The sequence below is a fragment of the Pollutimonas subterranea genome (assembly GCF_002849655.1).
GTDB classification, from domain to species: Bacteria; Pseudomonadota; Gammaproteobacteria; order Burkholderiales; family Burkholderiaceae_B; genus Pollutimonas; species Pollutimonas subterranea.
The window spans coordinates 177361-191855 of record NZ_PDNW01000007.1; the positions used below are offsets into that span (position 1 = coordinate 177361).

Here is a 14495-nt window from a genome sequence, read left to right on the forward strand (position 1 = left end):
CTTCGGCTACTCCTGCGCGCTCAGTACAGGAGCGGCCTCGGGAACTGGTACTGGCTCTGGTACTGGTTGTGCCGGATTGACGGCGGGCTGTGCCGATTCCTGCCCTTCGCGCTGCCGGCCATCGAGCAGGTTCTGCTGGACATCGCTGAAGCGCGACCATCCCGCCTGCCACGTCGACGGCTCGGAAACCAGCCTGGCCTGCACCGCGGTGACTTTGTACTCGGGGCAGTCGGTGGCCCAGTCGGTATTGTCGGTCGTGACCACGTTGGCGCCCGATTCGGGGAAGTGGAAGGTGGTGTAGACCACGCCTGGCTGCACGCGTTCGGTAATGTCGGCGCGCAATACGGTTTCTCCGGAACGGCTTTGCACGGCGACCATATCGCCTTGGCGAATACCGCGGTCTTCGGCATCGTGCGGGTGCATTTCAAGTAGATCTTCGCTATGCCACAGCACATTGGGCGTGCGCCGGGTTTGAGCGCCGACGTTGTATTGCGACAGGATCCGTCCTGTGGTGAGCAGCAAGGGGTACTTTCGGGTGCTGCGTTCGTCGCTGGGCACATACTTGGTAATGACGAACCGGCCCTTGCCCCGCACGAATTCGTCAACGTGCATGATGGGCGTGCCATCGGGGGCCTCGGCATTGCAGGGCCATTGGACGCTGCCGCCGAGCTCGTCGATTTTCTTGAACGAGACACCCGAAAAAGTGGGGGTCAGGCGAGCGATCTCGTCCATGATCTGACTGGGATGGCGGTAGTCCATGGGGTAGCCCAGCGCGTTGGACAGGGCGCACGTGACTTCCCAGTCGGCCAGGCCCGCTTTCGGTTGCATGACTTGGCGAACCCGCGATATCCGGCGCTCGGCATTGGTGAATGTTCCGTCTTTTTCGAGGAACGATGAGCCGGGCAGGAATACGTGGGCATACTTTGCGGTTTCGTTCAGGAAGATGTCCTGGACGATGATGCATTCCATGGACGCCAGCGCTTTGGCCACGTGTTGTGTATTCGGGTCGGACTGTACGATATCCTCGCCCTGGCAATACAAGCCCTTGAACGATCCGCTGATGGCGGCGTCGAACATATTGGGTATGCGTAGGCCCGGTTCAGGCTGCAGCTTGACGCCCCAGTCCTGTTCGAACTGTGCGCGCACGACGTTGTCGGATATGTGCCGATAGCCGGGCAGTTCGTGTGGAAACGAGCCCATGTCGCAGGAGCCCTGCACATTGTTCTGGCCGCGCAATGGGTTGACGCCCACGCCCTCGCGTCCCAGGTTGCCGGTGGCCATGGCAAGGTTGGCAATAGCCATGACGGTGGTGGAACCCTGGCTGTGTTCGGTGACGCCCAGCCCGTAGTAGATGGAACCGTTGCCGTGGGTGGCGAACAGTCGTGCTGCGGCGCGCAGGTCCAGTGCTGAAACGCCGGTTACGGCTTCCATGGCTTCCGGCGAGTTTTCAGCTTGAGACACGAAGTCGCGCCATTGCTGGAATGCCGGGGCTTCGCAGCGTTGGGCAACGAAGGCTTCGTCGATGAGGCCCTCGGTCGCGATAACATGCGCCATGGACGTGAGCAGGGCTGTGTTGGTGCCGGGTCGGACCGGCAGGTGGTAGTCGGCCTTTACATGAGGCGCGCTGACGAACTCGATCTGGCGCGGGTCAATGACGATGAGTTTTGCACCTTGGCGCAGGCGGCTTTTCAGGCGCGAGGCGAATACGGGGTGAGCCGCACTGGGATTGGCGCCCATGATGATGACGACATCGGTATGCATGACCGAATCGAAGGTCTGGGTGCCCGCTGATTCGCCCAGGGTGGTCTTTAGCCCATAACCGGTCGGCGAATGGCACACCCGTGCGCAGGTATCGACGTTATTGGTGCCGAAAGCGGCCCGTACGAGTTTCTGAACGAGATAGGTTTCTTCGTTGGTGCAGCGCGAGGAGGTGATGCCGCCTATGGAATCACGCCCATACTTGGACTGTATGCGCTTGAGCTCGGACGCCGCGTAGCCGATTGCTTCTTCCCAGCTGACCTCGCGCCATGGTTGTGAAATGTCGCTGCGTATCATGGGCTTGAGCATTCGGTCTTCGTGGGTGGCATAGCCCCAGGCGAAGCGGCCCTTGACGCACGAGTGGCCGTGGTTGGCTTTGCCGTCTTTCCAGGGCACCATGCGTACCACTTCCTGGCCTTTCATTTCGGCCTTGAAGGCGCAACCCACGCCGCAATAGGCACAGGTCGTGATGACCGAATGTTCGGCCTGCCCCATGTCGATGACAGTCTTTTCAGTAAGTGATGAGGTGGGACAGGCTTGAACGCAGGCGCCACATGAAACGCAATCGCTTTCAAGGAAGGAATCGTTCTGACCGGCAGTGATGCGCGATTCAAAACCCCGCCCGTCCACGGTTAGTGCAAACGTCCCTTGGACCTCGTCGCAGGCACGGACGCAGCGGCTGCATACAATGCATTTGGACGGATCGTAGGCAAAGTAAGGATTGGATTCATCGGTGGCGTCGTGGAGATGATTGGCGCCGTCATAGCCATAGCGCACATTGCGCAGGCCCACGACGCCCGCCATGTCTTGCAGTTCGCAGTCGCCATTAGCGGGACACGTCAGGCAGTCCAGCGGATGATCGGAGATGTACAGCTCCATGACGCCGCGGCGAAGTTCGTGCAGCTTGGGCGTTTCGGTCCAGATGACCATTCCGGCTTCGACCGGCGTGGTGCACGAGGCAGGATAACCGCGACGGCCTTCGATCTGTACGAGGCACAAGCGGCATGAGCCGAATGCTTCCAGGTTGTCGGTGGCACAGAGTTTTGGGATATTGATGCCCGCTTCAGCGGCCGCACGCATGACAGATGTGCCTACGGCTACGTCCACGTCCGTGCCATCGATGGTAATTTGAACGGTTTGCGTGCTGATCGAGGCAGGGGTGCCGAAATCGCGGTCACGTTTAACGACGGTTTCGAACATGGCTGGCTCCGTTAGGCGGTTTGTTCTGTGGCGGGGGCGTTGCTTGGCAGGCCGAAATCTTCGGGGAAGTGGTCAAGCGCGGAAAGGACCGGGTAGGGCGTCATGCCGCCCAGGGCGCACAATGAGCCGGCGAGCATGGTGTCGCACAAATCGCGCAGCAGGTGCACGTGTTGTTCGCGCTGGTCGTTGCGGCGGATTTTTTCTATGACCTCGGTGCCGCGCACGGCACCGATGCGACAGGGGGTGCATTTGCCACAGGATTCGATGGCACAGAATTCCATGGCGTACCCGGCCATCTTCGACATATCGACGGTGTCGTCGAAGGCGACGAGGCCGCCATGGCCGATCATGGCCGAAATGGCGATATAGGCTTCGTAGTCGAGAGGAACGTCCCATTGTGATTCAGGCAGGTAGGCGCCCAGGGGTCCGCCGACCTGAACGGCGCGCAGGGGACGGCCGGAGGCGCTGCCGTTGCCGAAGCCATACAGGAGCTCGCGCAGGCTGACGCCAAAGGCTTTCTCTACCAGTCCGCCTTGCTTGAGGTTGCCCGCCAACTGGAAGGGCAGCGTGCCTTTCGAACGGCCCATGCCGTAGTTGCGGTAGAAGTCGGCGCCTCGTGCGAGGATAGTGGGCACAGTCGCAAGCGAAATGACATTGTTGATGACCGTCGGCTTGCCGAAAAGCCCGCGTATGGCTGGCAGTGGCGGCTTGGCGCGAACCAGGCCGCGCTTGCCTTCCAGACTTTCGAGCAACGAAGTTTCTTCTCCGCAGATGTAGGCGCCTGCGCCGACACGTACTTCGAGATCGAACGCCTGGCCGCTGCCCTGGATGCTGTCGCCCAGCCAGCCCGCCGCGCGGGCATGGCCGATGGCCGCTTCGAGCGTGGAAATGGCGTACGGATATTCGGAACGTACATAGATATAGCCATAGGTGGCTTGTACGGCAAGGCCCGCAATAGTCATCCCTTCGATGAGGGCGTAGGGATCGCCTTCCATGAGCATGCGATCGGAGAAAGTGCCGGAATCGCCCTCATCGGCATTGCAGACGATGTATTTCTGGTCGGCGGCGGTGGCCAGGACGGTTTTCCACTTTATACCGGTGGGGAAGGCCGCGCCGCCCCGGCCCCGCAGGCCGGAGTCGACCACGGCGTCGACGATGGCCATGGGCTGCATGGAAAGAGCTTTCTCGAGTCCCTGGAACCCGCCGTGTGCCTGGTAGTCGTAAAGGCTTAGCGGGTCGGTAATGCCGACACGTGCGAAAGTAAGGCGTTCTTGGTTCTTCAGGTAGGGGATTTCTTCGGTAAGGCCTTGGCACAGTGGATGCGCCTTGCCCTGCAGCCAGCCAGCTTCGAACAGGCCGGCAATATCCGTGGCTTCGACTGGTCCGTAGGCCACGCGGCCGGCCGGGGTGTCGACTTCGACCAGCGTTTCAAGCCACAGGAGTCCCCGAGAACCGTTGCGTACGATGTTTATGCTGGCGCCACGGCGCTGCGCTTCTTCGGTAATGGCGTGGACCACGGCCTGGGCACCCACTGCCATGGCCGCGGAATCACAGGGTACAAAGATCTTGATGGCTGGGCTCATGGTTGTACCCCTTCGGCCAGAAGCAACTGGTCGAGCTTGGCCGGCGTCATGCGTGCATGCGGCTGGCCGTTGATCATGACGGTGGGCGACTGGGCGCACAAGCCCAGGCAATAGACCGGCTCGAGCGTAACGGCGCCGTTGGCGGCTGTGCCATGGAAGTCGCAGCCGAGTTGCTGCCGCGCGTGCTGGGCCAGGGCTTCGCCCCCCATGGACTGACAGGATTCGGCGCGACACACTTCAAGCACGACCGGCGCGGCGGGTGTGTCGCGAAAGTGCGGGTAGAAGCTGACGACGCCATGGATTTCGGCGCGCGATAACTGGAGGCCTTCCGCCAGCAGCGGAACGATTTCCGCCGGGATGTAGCCCATGGCATGTTGTACGGCATGCAGGATGGGCAGCAGATTTCCCTGCTGACCTTCGTAACGCTGCAGCACTTGGCGTGCAAGTTGCGGCACCCCTTGATTGGCGGGGCTGGCGTCGGTGATGACGGGCGGCATGGGCATGGCGCTATCCTTGTCTGGTAGAGGTGCGAGCGTAAGTGGTTTGTCTCTTATATGCATAAATTTGCATATATATTGCTTAGGTATTTGGAGTAATCTACCCCTGTTAAGTCATTCTTTCAATAAGAAAAAAATCGCATATAAGGTCTACCCTTATATGCAAATATAAACATATTAATAAGGCGACACGATACCGCCATGGCAAATCAGGCGAAGGCATACAACTTCAAGGCGCGACTGCGCTCCGAATGGGCGCTGGAAAAACCGTCGGGCGAAATCCTGCCGCTCAGCGAAGTCATCCGCTTGCTGGCGGCGGTCGATGCCACTGGCCATATCGCAGGGGCATGCAAGGCTTGCGGTGTGTCGTACCGGCATGGCTGGGGCGTGCTGCGCGATGCCGAAAAGGAATTTGCAGCCCCCTTGCTCGATACGTCGCGTCGGCAGGGCACCAAGCTGACGGCCTTCGGGCAGCACCTGATATGGGCTAATCGACGTGTCGATGCGCGCTTGATGCCGACGCTGGAGAGCATGGCGTCCGAGCTGCAGGAAGAGCTCGAGCGCTTGTATCCGGAAAGCCAGCCGCGCTTGCGCTTGCATGCCAGTCATGGCTTCGCCGTAGAAGGACTGACGCAGTTGGCCAATGGTCTCGACATGTTGCCGCTGGAACTCCGCTATCGCACGGCGATCGAAGCGTTGGCATCGCTGAATCATGGCGATTGCGACCTGGCGGGATTTCAGGTTCCTGTCGGTGAGTTCGAAAAGCCCATTCTTCAGCGCTATAGCGAATGGCTGGATCCCGAGCAGCACAGGCTCATTTTCCTGGCCGTGCGCAACACGGGTATGTTTGTGCAGACGGGAAACCCCAAGAACATCGTTTCGATTGCCGACCTCGTCAAACCGGACGTGCGGTTCGTCAATCGCCAGATTGGTTCCAGTACGCGTTCACTGGTTGGTTTGATGCTGCAGCAGCTTGATATCGATCCATCACGCGTCCAGGGTTTCGACAACAGTGAATTCACGCATATGGCCATTGCCGCGCATATCGCCAGCGGCATGGCCGATGTCGGTATCGGGGTCGAAACGGCGGCGTGGCGTTGCGGCTTGTCGTTCATTCCGCTGGCCAAGGAACGCTATTTCTTCGCCGTACATCGGGAGACGCTGCAGGCGCCGCAAATGCGCCATTTGCTTGACCTGATGACCGGCGAGCAGTATCTGCAATATATGGCTCAGCTTGTGGGTTACGATGCTACGGGAATGGGTAGTGTGCAGACCATGGAGACAGCATTCGGGCCGGCGTTCGCCAGATCGCTTTCTGCTTCACGCAAAGAGTTGAGCAAGTCATGAGCAAAGTAATCTTCAACACAGGTAATCGTTCCGCGGTCCCATCGGTCAAGGCGGCAGCCGGCGAGCGCGCTGCGCCCCTTGATATACGGCGCCGTCCCTTGCGCGATCTGCGCATTTCAGTGACTGACCGCTGCAATTTCCGTTGCACCTATTGCATGCCGCGCGAGGTATTCAATAGCAGCTACCAGTTCATGCCGCATGGAGCGCTGCTCAGCCTGGAAGAAATAGCACGCGTTGCGGGTATTGCGGCAAGTCTGGGCGTGCAGAAAATCCGCCTTACCGGTGGCGAGCCGCTATTGCGCAAGAATATCGAAGGACTCATCGAAATGCTGGCGCGCCTGCGCACTCCCGACGGCCAGGCACTGCAAATAGCCCTTACCACGAACGGCACGCTGTTGGCGCAAAAAGCCCAGGCGCTGAAAGATGCTGGGCTGCAACGCGTGACGGTGAGCCTGGATGCGCTCGATGATCGGCTATTCGAAAGTATGAGCGACAGCCAGGTCAGCGTAAGCCGCGTCTTGAAGGGTATTGACGAGGCGGCGCGTGTCGGTTTGGCGCCGGTGAAGGTCAATATGGTGGTTCGCAAAGGTATGAACGACCAGCAAATCCTGCCCATGGCAAGGCATTTCCGGCACTCCGGCCATATCCTGCGCTTCATTGAATTCATGGATGTCGGCAGCACCAATGGATGGAATATGGAGCAGGTGCTTACGGGTCGCGAGATCCTGGATCGCATCACTGCCGAGTTCCCCCTCGAGCCGGTGCAGGCGGATTATCGGGGTGAGGTCGCCAGTCGCTGGCGTTATGTCGACAACGGCGGCGAAATCGGGATCATCACCAGTGTGTCTCAGCCGTTCTGTGGCGACTGTACGCGCGCACGCCTGTCACCGGAAGGCAAGCTGTTTCTGTGCCTGTTCGCGACCCAGGGACATGATTTGCGCGGGCTGATCCGCGATGGTGCAAGCGATGACGACATCGCTGCGCGGCTTGCTGGAGTCTGGTCAGTCCGTGACGACCATTATTCAGAGTTGCGGGGGCAGCATACCGCCGACCAGCCCAAGATTGAAATGAGCTACATAGGCGGATGATAGGGCGCGACTCGCTGACGGGCCTGGTCCTTGCAGGAGGCTTGGGCAGGCGCATGCAGGGGGCGGCCGGGCACGATGGCGAGGTCGAGAAGGGCCTGCTCGTGTTGAACGGCTTGCCGCTGGTCGATCACGCGCAGCGGTTTCTGGCGCGGCACGCGGGGAAAATCCTCATCAGTGCGAACACGCATCGGGATGCCTACGAAAACTATGGCACGGTCGTCCCGGACGAGCCTCAGCTTGGCGATTATTCCGGTCCGCTGGCGGGTGTGGCCAGCGCGTTGGCGTGCTCGACGACGCCCTGGATGGTCGTCATGCCGGTCGACGTAACGGGGTTGCCTGAAAATCTCGTGCCGCGTTTGCTGGAGGCGGTCAGCGACGACGGCGCCCATATCGCCTATGCCCGGACACGGAATTCCGTGCACCCGCTGTGCATGGTGCTGCACCGCACATCAAGGCAAGGCCTTTGTGAATTCTTGTTGGCGGGTGAGCGCAAAGTGCAGCTGTGGCAGCGCCAGAACGGTGCCGCCGCCGTGCTGTTCGACGACGCGGATCACGCTTTCTTCAATATCAATACGCCGCAGGATCTGTTGCAGGCTCGAGGCGGTCTGCGGGGCTGATATTCGTCAAGCGGGTGTGACGCTCAGGAATTTGATAAGCGCATTGGTGTAGCTCGATACCTGCTCCTGGTTGGATAAATGCGCCGCGTCCAGTTCCAGATACTCGGAGCCCTGGATCTGACTGTGCAGGAATTTTCCGTCGGAAGGCGGTGTCGGCATATCGCCTGTGCCCGATATGACCAGGGTAGGGGCACGGATGCCGCCGACTTCCTGGCGCAGGTCATTATCGCGCACCGCGATGCAATTGGCGGCATAGCCGTCCGCCGGCGTCGACGCGAGCATGGCCTTCAGGACTTCGACTTGCTCGGCATGCGCCTGCGCATAGTCCGGTGTGAGCCAGCGTGCCACCACGGAATCCGCGATGGATGCCATGCCGTCCTTCTGTACTGTCGCTGCGCGGTTCGTCCAGTTCTCGGGTGGGCCAATGTAAGCGGCCGTATTGCTCAGGACGAGCTTGTGGATGCGATCGGCATGATTCAGCGCCAGCCACATGCCGGTAATGCCGCCCATGGACAGCCCGCAGAAATGCACGCGGTCCAGGTTTAAATGATCCAGCAGGCCGATGACGTCTTCGCCCAGCTGAGCCACGGAGTAGGGTCCTTGCGGGACGGATGACTGGCCATGGCCTCGCGTGTCATAGCGCAGCACCTGGAAATGACTGCTGAGTTCGGCGAGCTGGGGTTGCCACATGTCCATGGTCGTGCCCAGCGAATTCGAGAGCACCAGGACCGGTGCCGATTGATCCCCGGCCAGCGCATAATGCAGGTCGACGTCCTTGAGGCTTGCGTGTGGCATGTGAAGTCCCCTATTGCCGCAATCAGATGGTGGCGATTGCCGATGGATGCTGGACCAGCGGTGTGACGGTAATGTCCATGAAGGGGTAAAGGGGCAAGGCGCTCAGCATTTCATGCAGCTCATCATTGCTGTCGACGTCGAATACGCTGACGTTCGCGTACTGGCCTACAACGCGCCACAGGTCGCGCCATTTGCCCTCGCGTTGCAATTTCTGCGACATTTCCTTTTCTTCTTTCTTAAGCGCATCGGCAGTCGCCTTGTCGAGTGAGGAAGGAATGTTTACCTGCATTTGGACCAGAAACAACATAGTAGCTCTCCTAGAGTGGGGGGAAGGCCGGCGCTTTCATGTGCGTCGGCAGCGCAAGCGCCGTGGCGGCTTGCATAGGGAATTCAACGGTTCGTAGGGTGGGCCTCAGGCCAGCCAGTGCCGCAAATCATAGTAAGGTACGACATCGCCATCGTTGACCTGTGTATTGGCCGGAATGCGAGCCAGGCCGCTGGCCCAAGGCAGGGAACTTACGACACCGGACCCCTGCTTGGGAAAAGGGTGCAGGTCGAGCGTTGCCTGTGCGTTGCAGCGGGCTTGCACACGCAGGAATTCCTCGCGTTTATCGCATAGCGTCTTATCGGTTGCGATCCGGCCGAACTGGACGTCCGGGAATACCTGTGCGCGGCCTTGCATGCCCCGGATCAATGGGGACACCAGGACGGTGAATACCGCAAAGGCGGAAGCCGGGTTGCCTGGCAAGCATACGATGGGCTTGTCTTGAGCATACGCCAGCGCAACGGGCTTGCCCGGCTTCATGCAGACCCGCCACAAGTCCAATGTGCCGCCCAATTGCTCGATGACAGGCTTTACCAGGTCTTTTTCGCCAACCGATACGCCGCCCACGGTCAGTACCAGGTCACAGTCGGCAAGTAGCGTGTCGAACGCGGCGCGCAGCGACGCTTCGGTGTCCGCCGCGTGCATGACATGCACGACGTTTGCGCCCATGTCATGGACCAGGCCGGCCAGCATGGGCCCGTTCGAGTTGTAGATCTGTTCGGGACTGCGCGGCTGGCCGGGCTGGATCAGTTCGTCGCCGGTGGTCAGTATGCCAACCCTCAACTGGCTGTATACACTGAGCTCGGCATAGCCCTGGGACGCCAGCAAGGCGATTTCCGCCGCGCCCAGCAATGTGCCTTTCGGAAATAGCTGATCGCCCGTACGCACGTCTTCGCCCTGGCGCCGCACATGTGAACCTTGGGCAGGCAAGTGCTCGACCTGGAACCGGTTGTCGATTTCCTGGCCGTCTTCCTGCATGACCACCGTATCGGCGCCCTGGGGAATCAGGCTGCCGGTAAAGATTCGTATGGTCTTGCCTTTTTGCAGGGCCTCGGGCGCAAGCCCCGCATAGCACCGTTGCTGTACTGGAAAACGATGTCCCTGGGCGTAATCGGCGTAGTGGATGGCATAGCCATCCATGGCGCTATTGTCGGCAGGCGGCAGGTCGAGTGTCGCGAAAAGCGTTTGTGCCAGAACACGACCCTGGGCCTGGTGCAGCGGACAGCTTTCGCTGATGTTGGGCGGCTTGCCGGCTGCGGCCAGCCGTGCCTGTGCCGCGTCGAAGTCCAGCAGAGGTGCAAACTGGCTCATGGGTGCACCCTATATTGCGTGCCGAAGTTGCACGGGCGGTGCGTGCTGTCGAGCTGCTCCTTGATGATGCGCTCCCATGCCAGCTTGCAGGCATTGGTTGAACCGGGCATGCAGAAAATAAGGGTATTGTTGGCCGAGCCCGCGAACGCGTCGGATTGCAGGCTTGAGGTTCCGATGTCCAGGTACGACAGGTGCCTGAACAGCTCGCCGAAGCCGGCCACGGTCACGTCCAGCAAAGGACTGATTGCCGCGGCGGTCGACTTCTGGTGTGTGAAGCCCGTGCCGCCGTTGGTCAGTATGACCTGGATGGCGTCATTGGCGACCCAGTCGCTGATGACCTTGCGCAATTGATACAGGTTTCCGCTGCTGATCGCGCGGATAGTGCAACGATGGCCGGCATTCACGACGCTTTCGGCCAGATAGTCGCCCGAGGTGTCGTTTGACGAATCGCGTGTATCTGAAATGGTCAGGACGGCGCAGTTCAGAGAAACCGCCGGCTTGCTTGTATCTGCTTTGCTCATGGATTTTCTTCGTTCTCTTCAGTCCGTGGCGGTTCGATCCATTGTGCTGTCTTTTGCGTGTCGCTGTCGCGCCGCTGCACCCAGAACTGTTCGCCGCTGGTCAATGTTTCGCGTTTCCAAAAAGGGGCGCGGGTTTTCAGCGCATCGATAATATATTCACAGGCTGAGAATGCATCACCGCGATGGGCGCTGGCGATCGCAATGAAAACAATCTGGTCTTTCAAGTGCAATTCCCCGACCCGATGCACCACGATGCTCTCGAGCACGTTCCACCGAGCCTGCGCTTCGGCACACAGCGACTCGATTTCACGTTCGCACATGCCGGGATAGTGTTCAAGAAACAGCGTGCGGGTCGAGGCGTCCTGGGCGTAATCGCGCACATAGCCTGTAAAAGTGACGATGGATCCGGCCTTGCCTTCGGTACGAAAGCGCAGGCCGGCTGTCAGGGCCGCCGCATCGAAATCGTTCTGCTGCACGATGATCATCGCCTATCCTCCGGTCACCGGTTCGAACACCGCGACTTCGTCGCCCGGCTGGATGAGGGTGCCGTGGCTGACATGATATTGGTTGATCGCAAGCTTCAGCCGCTTTACCGGAGCCAATTGCGGATAGCGCGTTTCCAGCTGCGCGAGCCAGTCGGTGCCGGACACCGGCTGTGCCAGCGGCCACTGTTCTACACGGGTGCTGGTCAGCTCGGCGACCTGAGCAAAATACAGGACTTTAATCGTTGTGCCATTCACCACTTTTTCCTCCTGACTTGTAGCGCAGCCTTATGTGCTCGATCACAATGCCCTTGTCGGCCGCCTTGCACATGTCGTAAATGGTCAGCGCCGCCACGCTGCAGGCCATCATTGCTTCCATTTCGACACCCGTCTTGTAGTCGGTGCGGCAAGTGGTCTTCACGGCAATGCTGTGATTGGCGTCGTCGGGAAAGAACTCGATGCCCACGAAGCTCAAGGGCAAGCCATGGCACAAGGGGATCAGTTCCGCGCAGCGCTTTGCTGCAAGCACACCCGCCACGCGGGCGGTGTTCAACACCTCGCCTTTGGCGTTTTGCTGTGCGGAAAGCAGCTTGTAAGCGGTGGCGCTCATGCGCACAAGGCCTTCGGCGATGGCAGTGCGCTGGCTGGGTGCCTTGCTGCTGACATCCACCATGCGCACCTGGCCGGATTCGTCGAGGTGGCTGAGGATGGGAGGGTCCGTCGGTGTGTTGCTCATTGCGTGTGTCGATAGGGCGTGTTAACCGTCCTATGATATACGATTACAGCTAAACTTCATGCTCGGGACCAGCGTATGATTGGACTTTCCGAAGGCGCCTGCCAGGCGCCTTTCCATTTGCCACCAAGAACTCTCGGAGAACATGTATGTCTATTCAAGTCGGTGACCGCGTGCCAGACGGTACGCTCGGTGAATTCATAGAAACACCAACCGAAACCTGCGCCATCGGGCCCAATAATTTCCAGGTGGCCGACCTGGTCAAGGGCAAGACAATTGCGGTGTTCGCCGTTCCGGGCGCCTTCACCCCCACGTGCTCGGCCAAGCACCTTCCCGGTTTCCTTGATCTCGGCGAACAGCTGAAAGCCAAGGGTGTCGACGAAATCTGGTGCATAGCGGTGAATGACCCATTCGTCATGGGCGCATGGGGCCGCGACCAGGGCGTCGATGGCCGCGTTCGCATGCTGGCTGACGGCAGTGCCGCCTGGACCCGCGAAATGGGCCTTGAGTTCGATTTGTCCGCACGAGGCCTTGGTGTGCGTTCGCAGCGCTATTCGGCATTGATAGTCGACGGCGTGGTCAAGCAGTTGAACGTCGAAAAAAGCGGACAGCTTGAAGTCAGCGACGCGCAGACCCTACTGAACCAACTGCCCTAAACACTACCTCAGCTTCCCCCGACCCCCGTGATCACGACAATTGCTTCATTTTTCTCGCTTTACCTGGCAACCTTATTGTTGCTGGTCGGGTCGGGGCTATTCAATACCTATCTAAGCTTGCGCCTTACCGCTGTTTCGGTTTCGGAACTATGGGTGGGCGCGCTGATTGCCGTCTACTACCTGGGGCTGGTGTTCGGCGCCCGCATCGGGCATAAGGTTATCATCCAGGTAGGCCATATACGAGCCTATTCCGCCACGGCCGCGATCGTCACGGTTACGGTCCTTGCCCTGGCACTGATCGACAATCTATGGGTATGGCTGGGTTTTCGCTTCGTGGCCGGCGTCGCCATGGTGACGCAGTTCATGGTGCTTGAGAGCTGGCTGAACGAGCAAACGGAAAATCATCAGCGCGGGCGCGTATTCGCGTTCTATATGGTTTGCTCCAGCCTGGGAACGGTTCTTGGGCAACTTGCTCTCATGATCTTTCCCAATCTCAACTACGAGCCACTGGTTTTCGTGGCCATATGTTCGGCGCTGTGCATGGTGCCGGTGGCCCTCACCCGCCGGCTGCATCCCGCATTGCAGGTGCCTGCGCCGATACACGTCAAATATTACGTCTCCCGCGTGCCGTTGTCGCTGACAGTGCTTTTCGTGGCCGGTGCGATCGTGGGTGCCTTCTATGGCTTGGCGCCGGTCTATGCTGTCAAGCAGGGGCTGTCCAGTAACCAGGTCGCTATCTTCCTGGCCGCCGCAGTGGCTTCGGGGCTGGTGTTCCAGTGGCCGGTAGGGTGGCTTGCCGACCGCATAGACCGTATTGGCATGATACGGCTGAACGCCCTGGTCCTGTGCATCGTGTCCGTTCCTTTGTGGGGCTGGTGGGTCTTCCCGTATTGGGCGCTGCTGGGATTTTCCTGTGTGTTCGGCATACTGCAGTTTACCTTGTATCCCCTCGGGGCTGCATTTGCCAACGACAACGTCGAGCCTGAACGCCGTGTCGGACTGAGCGCCATCCTGTACATGGTTTATGGGCTGGGTGCCTGCGTAGGTCCTTTGGTGGCGGGCCTGTTGATGCGCGAACTCGATCCCAGCGTGTACTTTATTTTCGTATCGGCCTGCGCCGCCATTCTGGTGGTGTTCATCCGGCCGCAGAAGGTGACGGGCGTCAATCTGAGCGAAGACGCACCGACTCATTTCGTTCCCATGGCCGACAGCCTGCAAAGCTCGAATGTCGTCGCCACGCTCGACCCCCGGGTCGATCTTGAAAGCGATGTGTCGTACGAGCCGGTGGAAGAAACCGCCGACCCGGCTCAGGCGGTTGAACCGGCTGAACCGGTTGAACCGGTTGCGCCAATGGAAGCCGGTGAGCCAAGCCATCCATTGGAGCCCGATGAGCCAAGCAGTCCAAAGGAGCATCGTGGGCCTGCCAGCCCCACGGGGCCGACCTCATCCTAGGGGGAATGGCACTTACTTAGGCCGCTGCGGGCGCCCGTAGCGAATGATGTCGTCGCGCGCGAGGTCACGCGGCTTCTTCAGCCATGGGTAGGATTTTGGCCTTCGTTTTCGCTGTCGCGGCTCGATGCGG

At 59.9% G+C, this 14495-nt stretch carries 15 protein-coding genes; 5 read left to right on the forward strand and 10 right to left on the reverse strand.

The features are described from left to right. Positions 1 to 6: 6 nt before the first annotated feature. From fdhF to CR159_RS10530, 3 genes are read right to left on the reverse strand one after another with little or no spacing between them, the layout of a single operon-like run. Entirely contained in the window at positions 7 to 2958 is a 2952-nt protein-coding gene (gene fdhF / locus CR159_RS10520; RefSeq protein ID WP_102073903.1) for a formate dehydrogenase subunit alpha, read from the reverse strand. An 11-nt stretch (positions 2959 to 2969) separates the two neighbouring features. Next, on the reverse strand, positions 2970 to 4541 hold the full coding sequence (locus CR159_RS10525; RefSeq protein WP_102073904.1) for a formate dehydrogenase beta subunit: 1572 nt from the start codon (positions 4539 to 4541) through the stop codon (positions 2970 to 2972). Continuing rightward, a complete protein-coding gene (locus tag CR159_RS10530; protein ID WP_199173287.1) occupies positions 4538 to 5044 on the reverse strand; it encodes a formate dehydrogenase subunit gamma in 507 nt (168 codons plus the stop codon). Before CR159_RS10530 ends, CR159_RS10525 begins: the two co-directional genes overlap by 4 nt. Positions 5045 to 5239: 195 nt before the next feature. Between CR159_RS10530 and CR159_RS10535 the strand changes: the two genes are divergently transcribed. From CR159_RS10535 to mobA, 3 genes are read left to right on the forward strand one after another with little or no spacing between them, the layout of a single operon-like run. Continuing rightward, positions 5240 to 6385, forward strand: a complete 1146-nt coding sequence (locus CR159_RS10535; protein ID WP_102073905.1) for a substrate-binding domain-containing protein — start codon at positions 5240 to 5242, stop codon at positions 6383 to 6385. Beyond that, complete coding sequence (gene moaA, locus CR159_RS10540) at positions 6382 to 7473, forward strand: GTP 3',8-cyclase MoaA (protein ID WP_102073906.1); 1092 nt, start codon at positions 6382 to 6384, stop codon at positions 7471 to 7473. The genes CR159_RS10535 and moaA overlap by 4 nt, the downstream gene beginning before the upstream one ends. Next, positions 7470 to 8090: a molybdenum cofactor guanylyltransferase MobA gene (gene mobA, locus CR159_RS10545; protein WP_102073907.1), complete on the forward strand. Its 621-nt coding sequence runs from the start codon at positions 7470 to 7472 to the stop codon at positions 8088 to 8090. Before moaA ends, mobA begins: the two co-directional genes overlap by 4 nt. Positions 8091 to 8096: 6 nt before the next feature. Here mobA and pcaD read toward each other — a convergent pair whose 3' ends face one another. From pcaD to moaC, 7 genes are all read right to left on the reverse strand, one after another. Then, the gene (gene pcaD, locus CR159_RS10550; protein WP_102073908.1) at positions 8097 to 8885 is read right to left on the reverse strand and encodes a 3-oxoadipate enol-lactonase; all 789 of its coding nucleotides are present in this window, start codon (positions 8883 to 8885) and stop codon (positions 8097 to 8099) included. A gap of 22 nt (positions 8886 to 8907) precedes the next feature. Continuing rightward, positions 8908 to 9192 carry a muconolactone Delta-isomerase gene (gene catC / locus CR159_RS10555; protein WP_102073909.1) on the reverse strand — a complete coding sequence of 95 codons (285 nt, stop codon included), beginning with the start codon at positions 9190 to 9192 and terminating at the stop codon, positions 8908 to 8910. A gap of 105 nt (positions 9193 to 9297) precedes the next feature. After that, positions 9298 to 10503, reverse strand: coding sequence for a molybdopterin molybdotransferase MoeA (locus CR159_RS10560; RefSeq protein WP_102073929.1), 1206 nt, complete (start codon positions 10501 to 10503; stop codon positions 9298 to 9300). Positions 10504 to 10517: 14 nt separating this feature from the next. After that, positions 10518 to 11042, reverse strand: coding sequence for a molybdenum cofactor biosynthesis protein B (gene moaB / locus CR159_RS10565; protein ID WP_102073910.1), 525 nt, complete (start codon positions 11040 to 11042; stop codon positions 10518 to 10520). Further along, a complete protein-coding gene (locus CR159_RS10570) occupies positions 11039 to 11527 on the reverse strand; it encodes a molybdenum cofactor biosynthesis protein MoaE (protein ID WP_102073911.1) in 489 nt (162 codons plus the stop codon). The genes moaB and CR159_RS10570 overlap by 4 nt, the downstream gene beginning before the upstream one ends. 3 nt (positions 11528 to 11530) lie before the next feature. Next, positions 11531 to 11782: a MoaD/ThiS family protein gene (locus tag CR159_RS10575; RefSeq protein ID WP_102073912.1), complete on the reverse strand. Its 252-nt coding sequence runs from the start codon at positions 11780 to 11782 to the stop codon at positions 11531 to 11533. Further along, positions 11763 to 12260 carry a cyclic pyranopterin monophosphate synthase MoaC gene (moaC, locus tag CR159_RS10580; protein ID WP_102073913.1) on the reverse strand — a complete coding sequence of 166 codons (498 nt, stop codon included), beginning with the start codon at positions 12258 to 12260 and terminating at the stop codon, positions 11763 to 11765. The genes CR159_RS10575 and moaC overlap by 20 nt, the downstream gene beginning before the upstream one ends. Positions 12261 to 12406: 146 nt before the next feature. Between moaC and CR159_RS10585 the strand changes: the two genes are divergently transcribed. After that, a complete protein-coding gene (locus tag CR159_RS10585) occupies positions 12407 to 12913 on the forward strand; it encodes a peroxiredoxin (protein ID WP_102073914.1) in 507 nt (168 codons plus the stop codon). Between the two features lie 27 nt (positions 12914 to 12940). Further along, on the forward strand, positions 12941 to 14365 hold the full coding sequence (locus CR159_RS10590; RefSeq protein ID WP_102073915.1) for an MFS transporter: 1425 nt from the start codon (positions 12941 to 12943) through the stop codon (positions 14363 to 14365). Positions 14366 to 14495: the final 130 nt, after the last annotated feature.

What these genes read in the sequence shown, in the direction of transcription:
- mobA (WP_102073907.1), top strand. Translation starts at nt 7,470, where the DNA reads ATGATAGGGCGCGACTCGCTGACGGGCCTGGTCCTTGCAGGAGGCTTG.
- moaC (WP_102073913.1), bottom strand. Translation starts at nt 12,260, where the DNA reads ATGAGCAACACACCGACGGACCCTCCCATCCTCAGCCACCTCGACGAA.
- pcaD (WP_102073908.1), bottom strand. Translation starts at nt 8,885, where the DNA reads ATGCCACACGCAAGCCTCAAGGACGTCGACCTGCATTATGCGCTGGCC.
- CR159_RS10570 (WP_102073911.1), bottom strand. Translation starts at nt 11,527, where the DNA reads ATGATCATCGTGCAGCAGAACGATTTCGATGCGGCGGCCCTGACAGCC.
- CR159_RS10530 (WP_199173287.1), bottom strand. Translation starts at nt 5,044, where the DNA reads ATGCCCATGCCGCCCGTCATCACCGACGCCAGCCCCGCCAATCAAGGG.
- moaB (WP_102073910.1), bottom strand. Translation starts at nt 11,042, where the DNA reads ATGAGCAAAGCAGATACAAGCAAGCCGGCGGTTTCTCTGAACTGCGCC.
- CR159_RS10585 (WP_102073914.1), top strand. Translation starts at nt 12,407, where the DNA reads ATGTCTATTCAAGTCGGTGACCGCGTGCCAGACGGTACGCTCGGTGAA.
- CR159_RS10525 (WP_102073904.1), bottom strand. Translation starts at nt 4,541, where the DNA reads ATGAGCCCAGCCATCAAGATCTTTGTACCCTGTGATTCCGCGGCCATG.
- CR159_RS10535 (WP_102073905.1), top strand. Translation starts at nt 5,240, where the DNA reads ATGGCAAATCAGGCGAAGGCATACAACTTCAAGGCGCGACTGCGCTCC.
- fdhF (WP_102073903.1), bottom strand. Translation starts at nt 2,958, where the DNA reads ATGTTCGAAACCGTCGTTAAACGTGACCGCGATTTCGGCACCCCTGCC.
- catC (WP_102073909.1), bottom strand. Translation starts at nt 9,192, where the DNA reads ATGTTGTTTCTGGTCCAAATGCAGGTAAACATTCCTTCCTCACTCGAC.
- moaA (WP_102073906.1), top strand. Translation starts at nt 6,382, where the DNA reads ATGAGCAAAGTAATCTTCAACACAGGTAATCGTTCCGCGGTCCCATCG.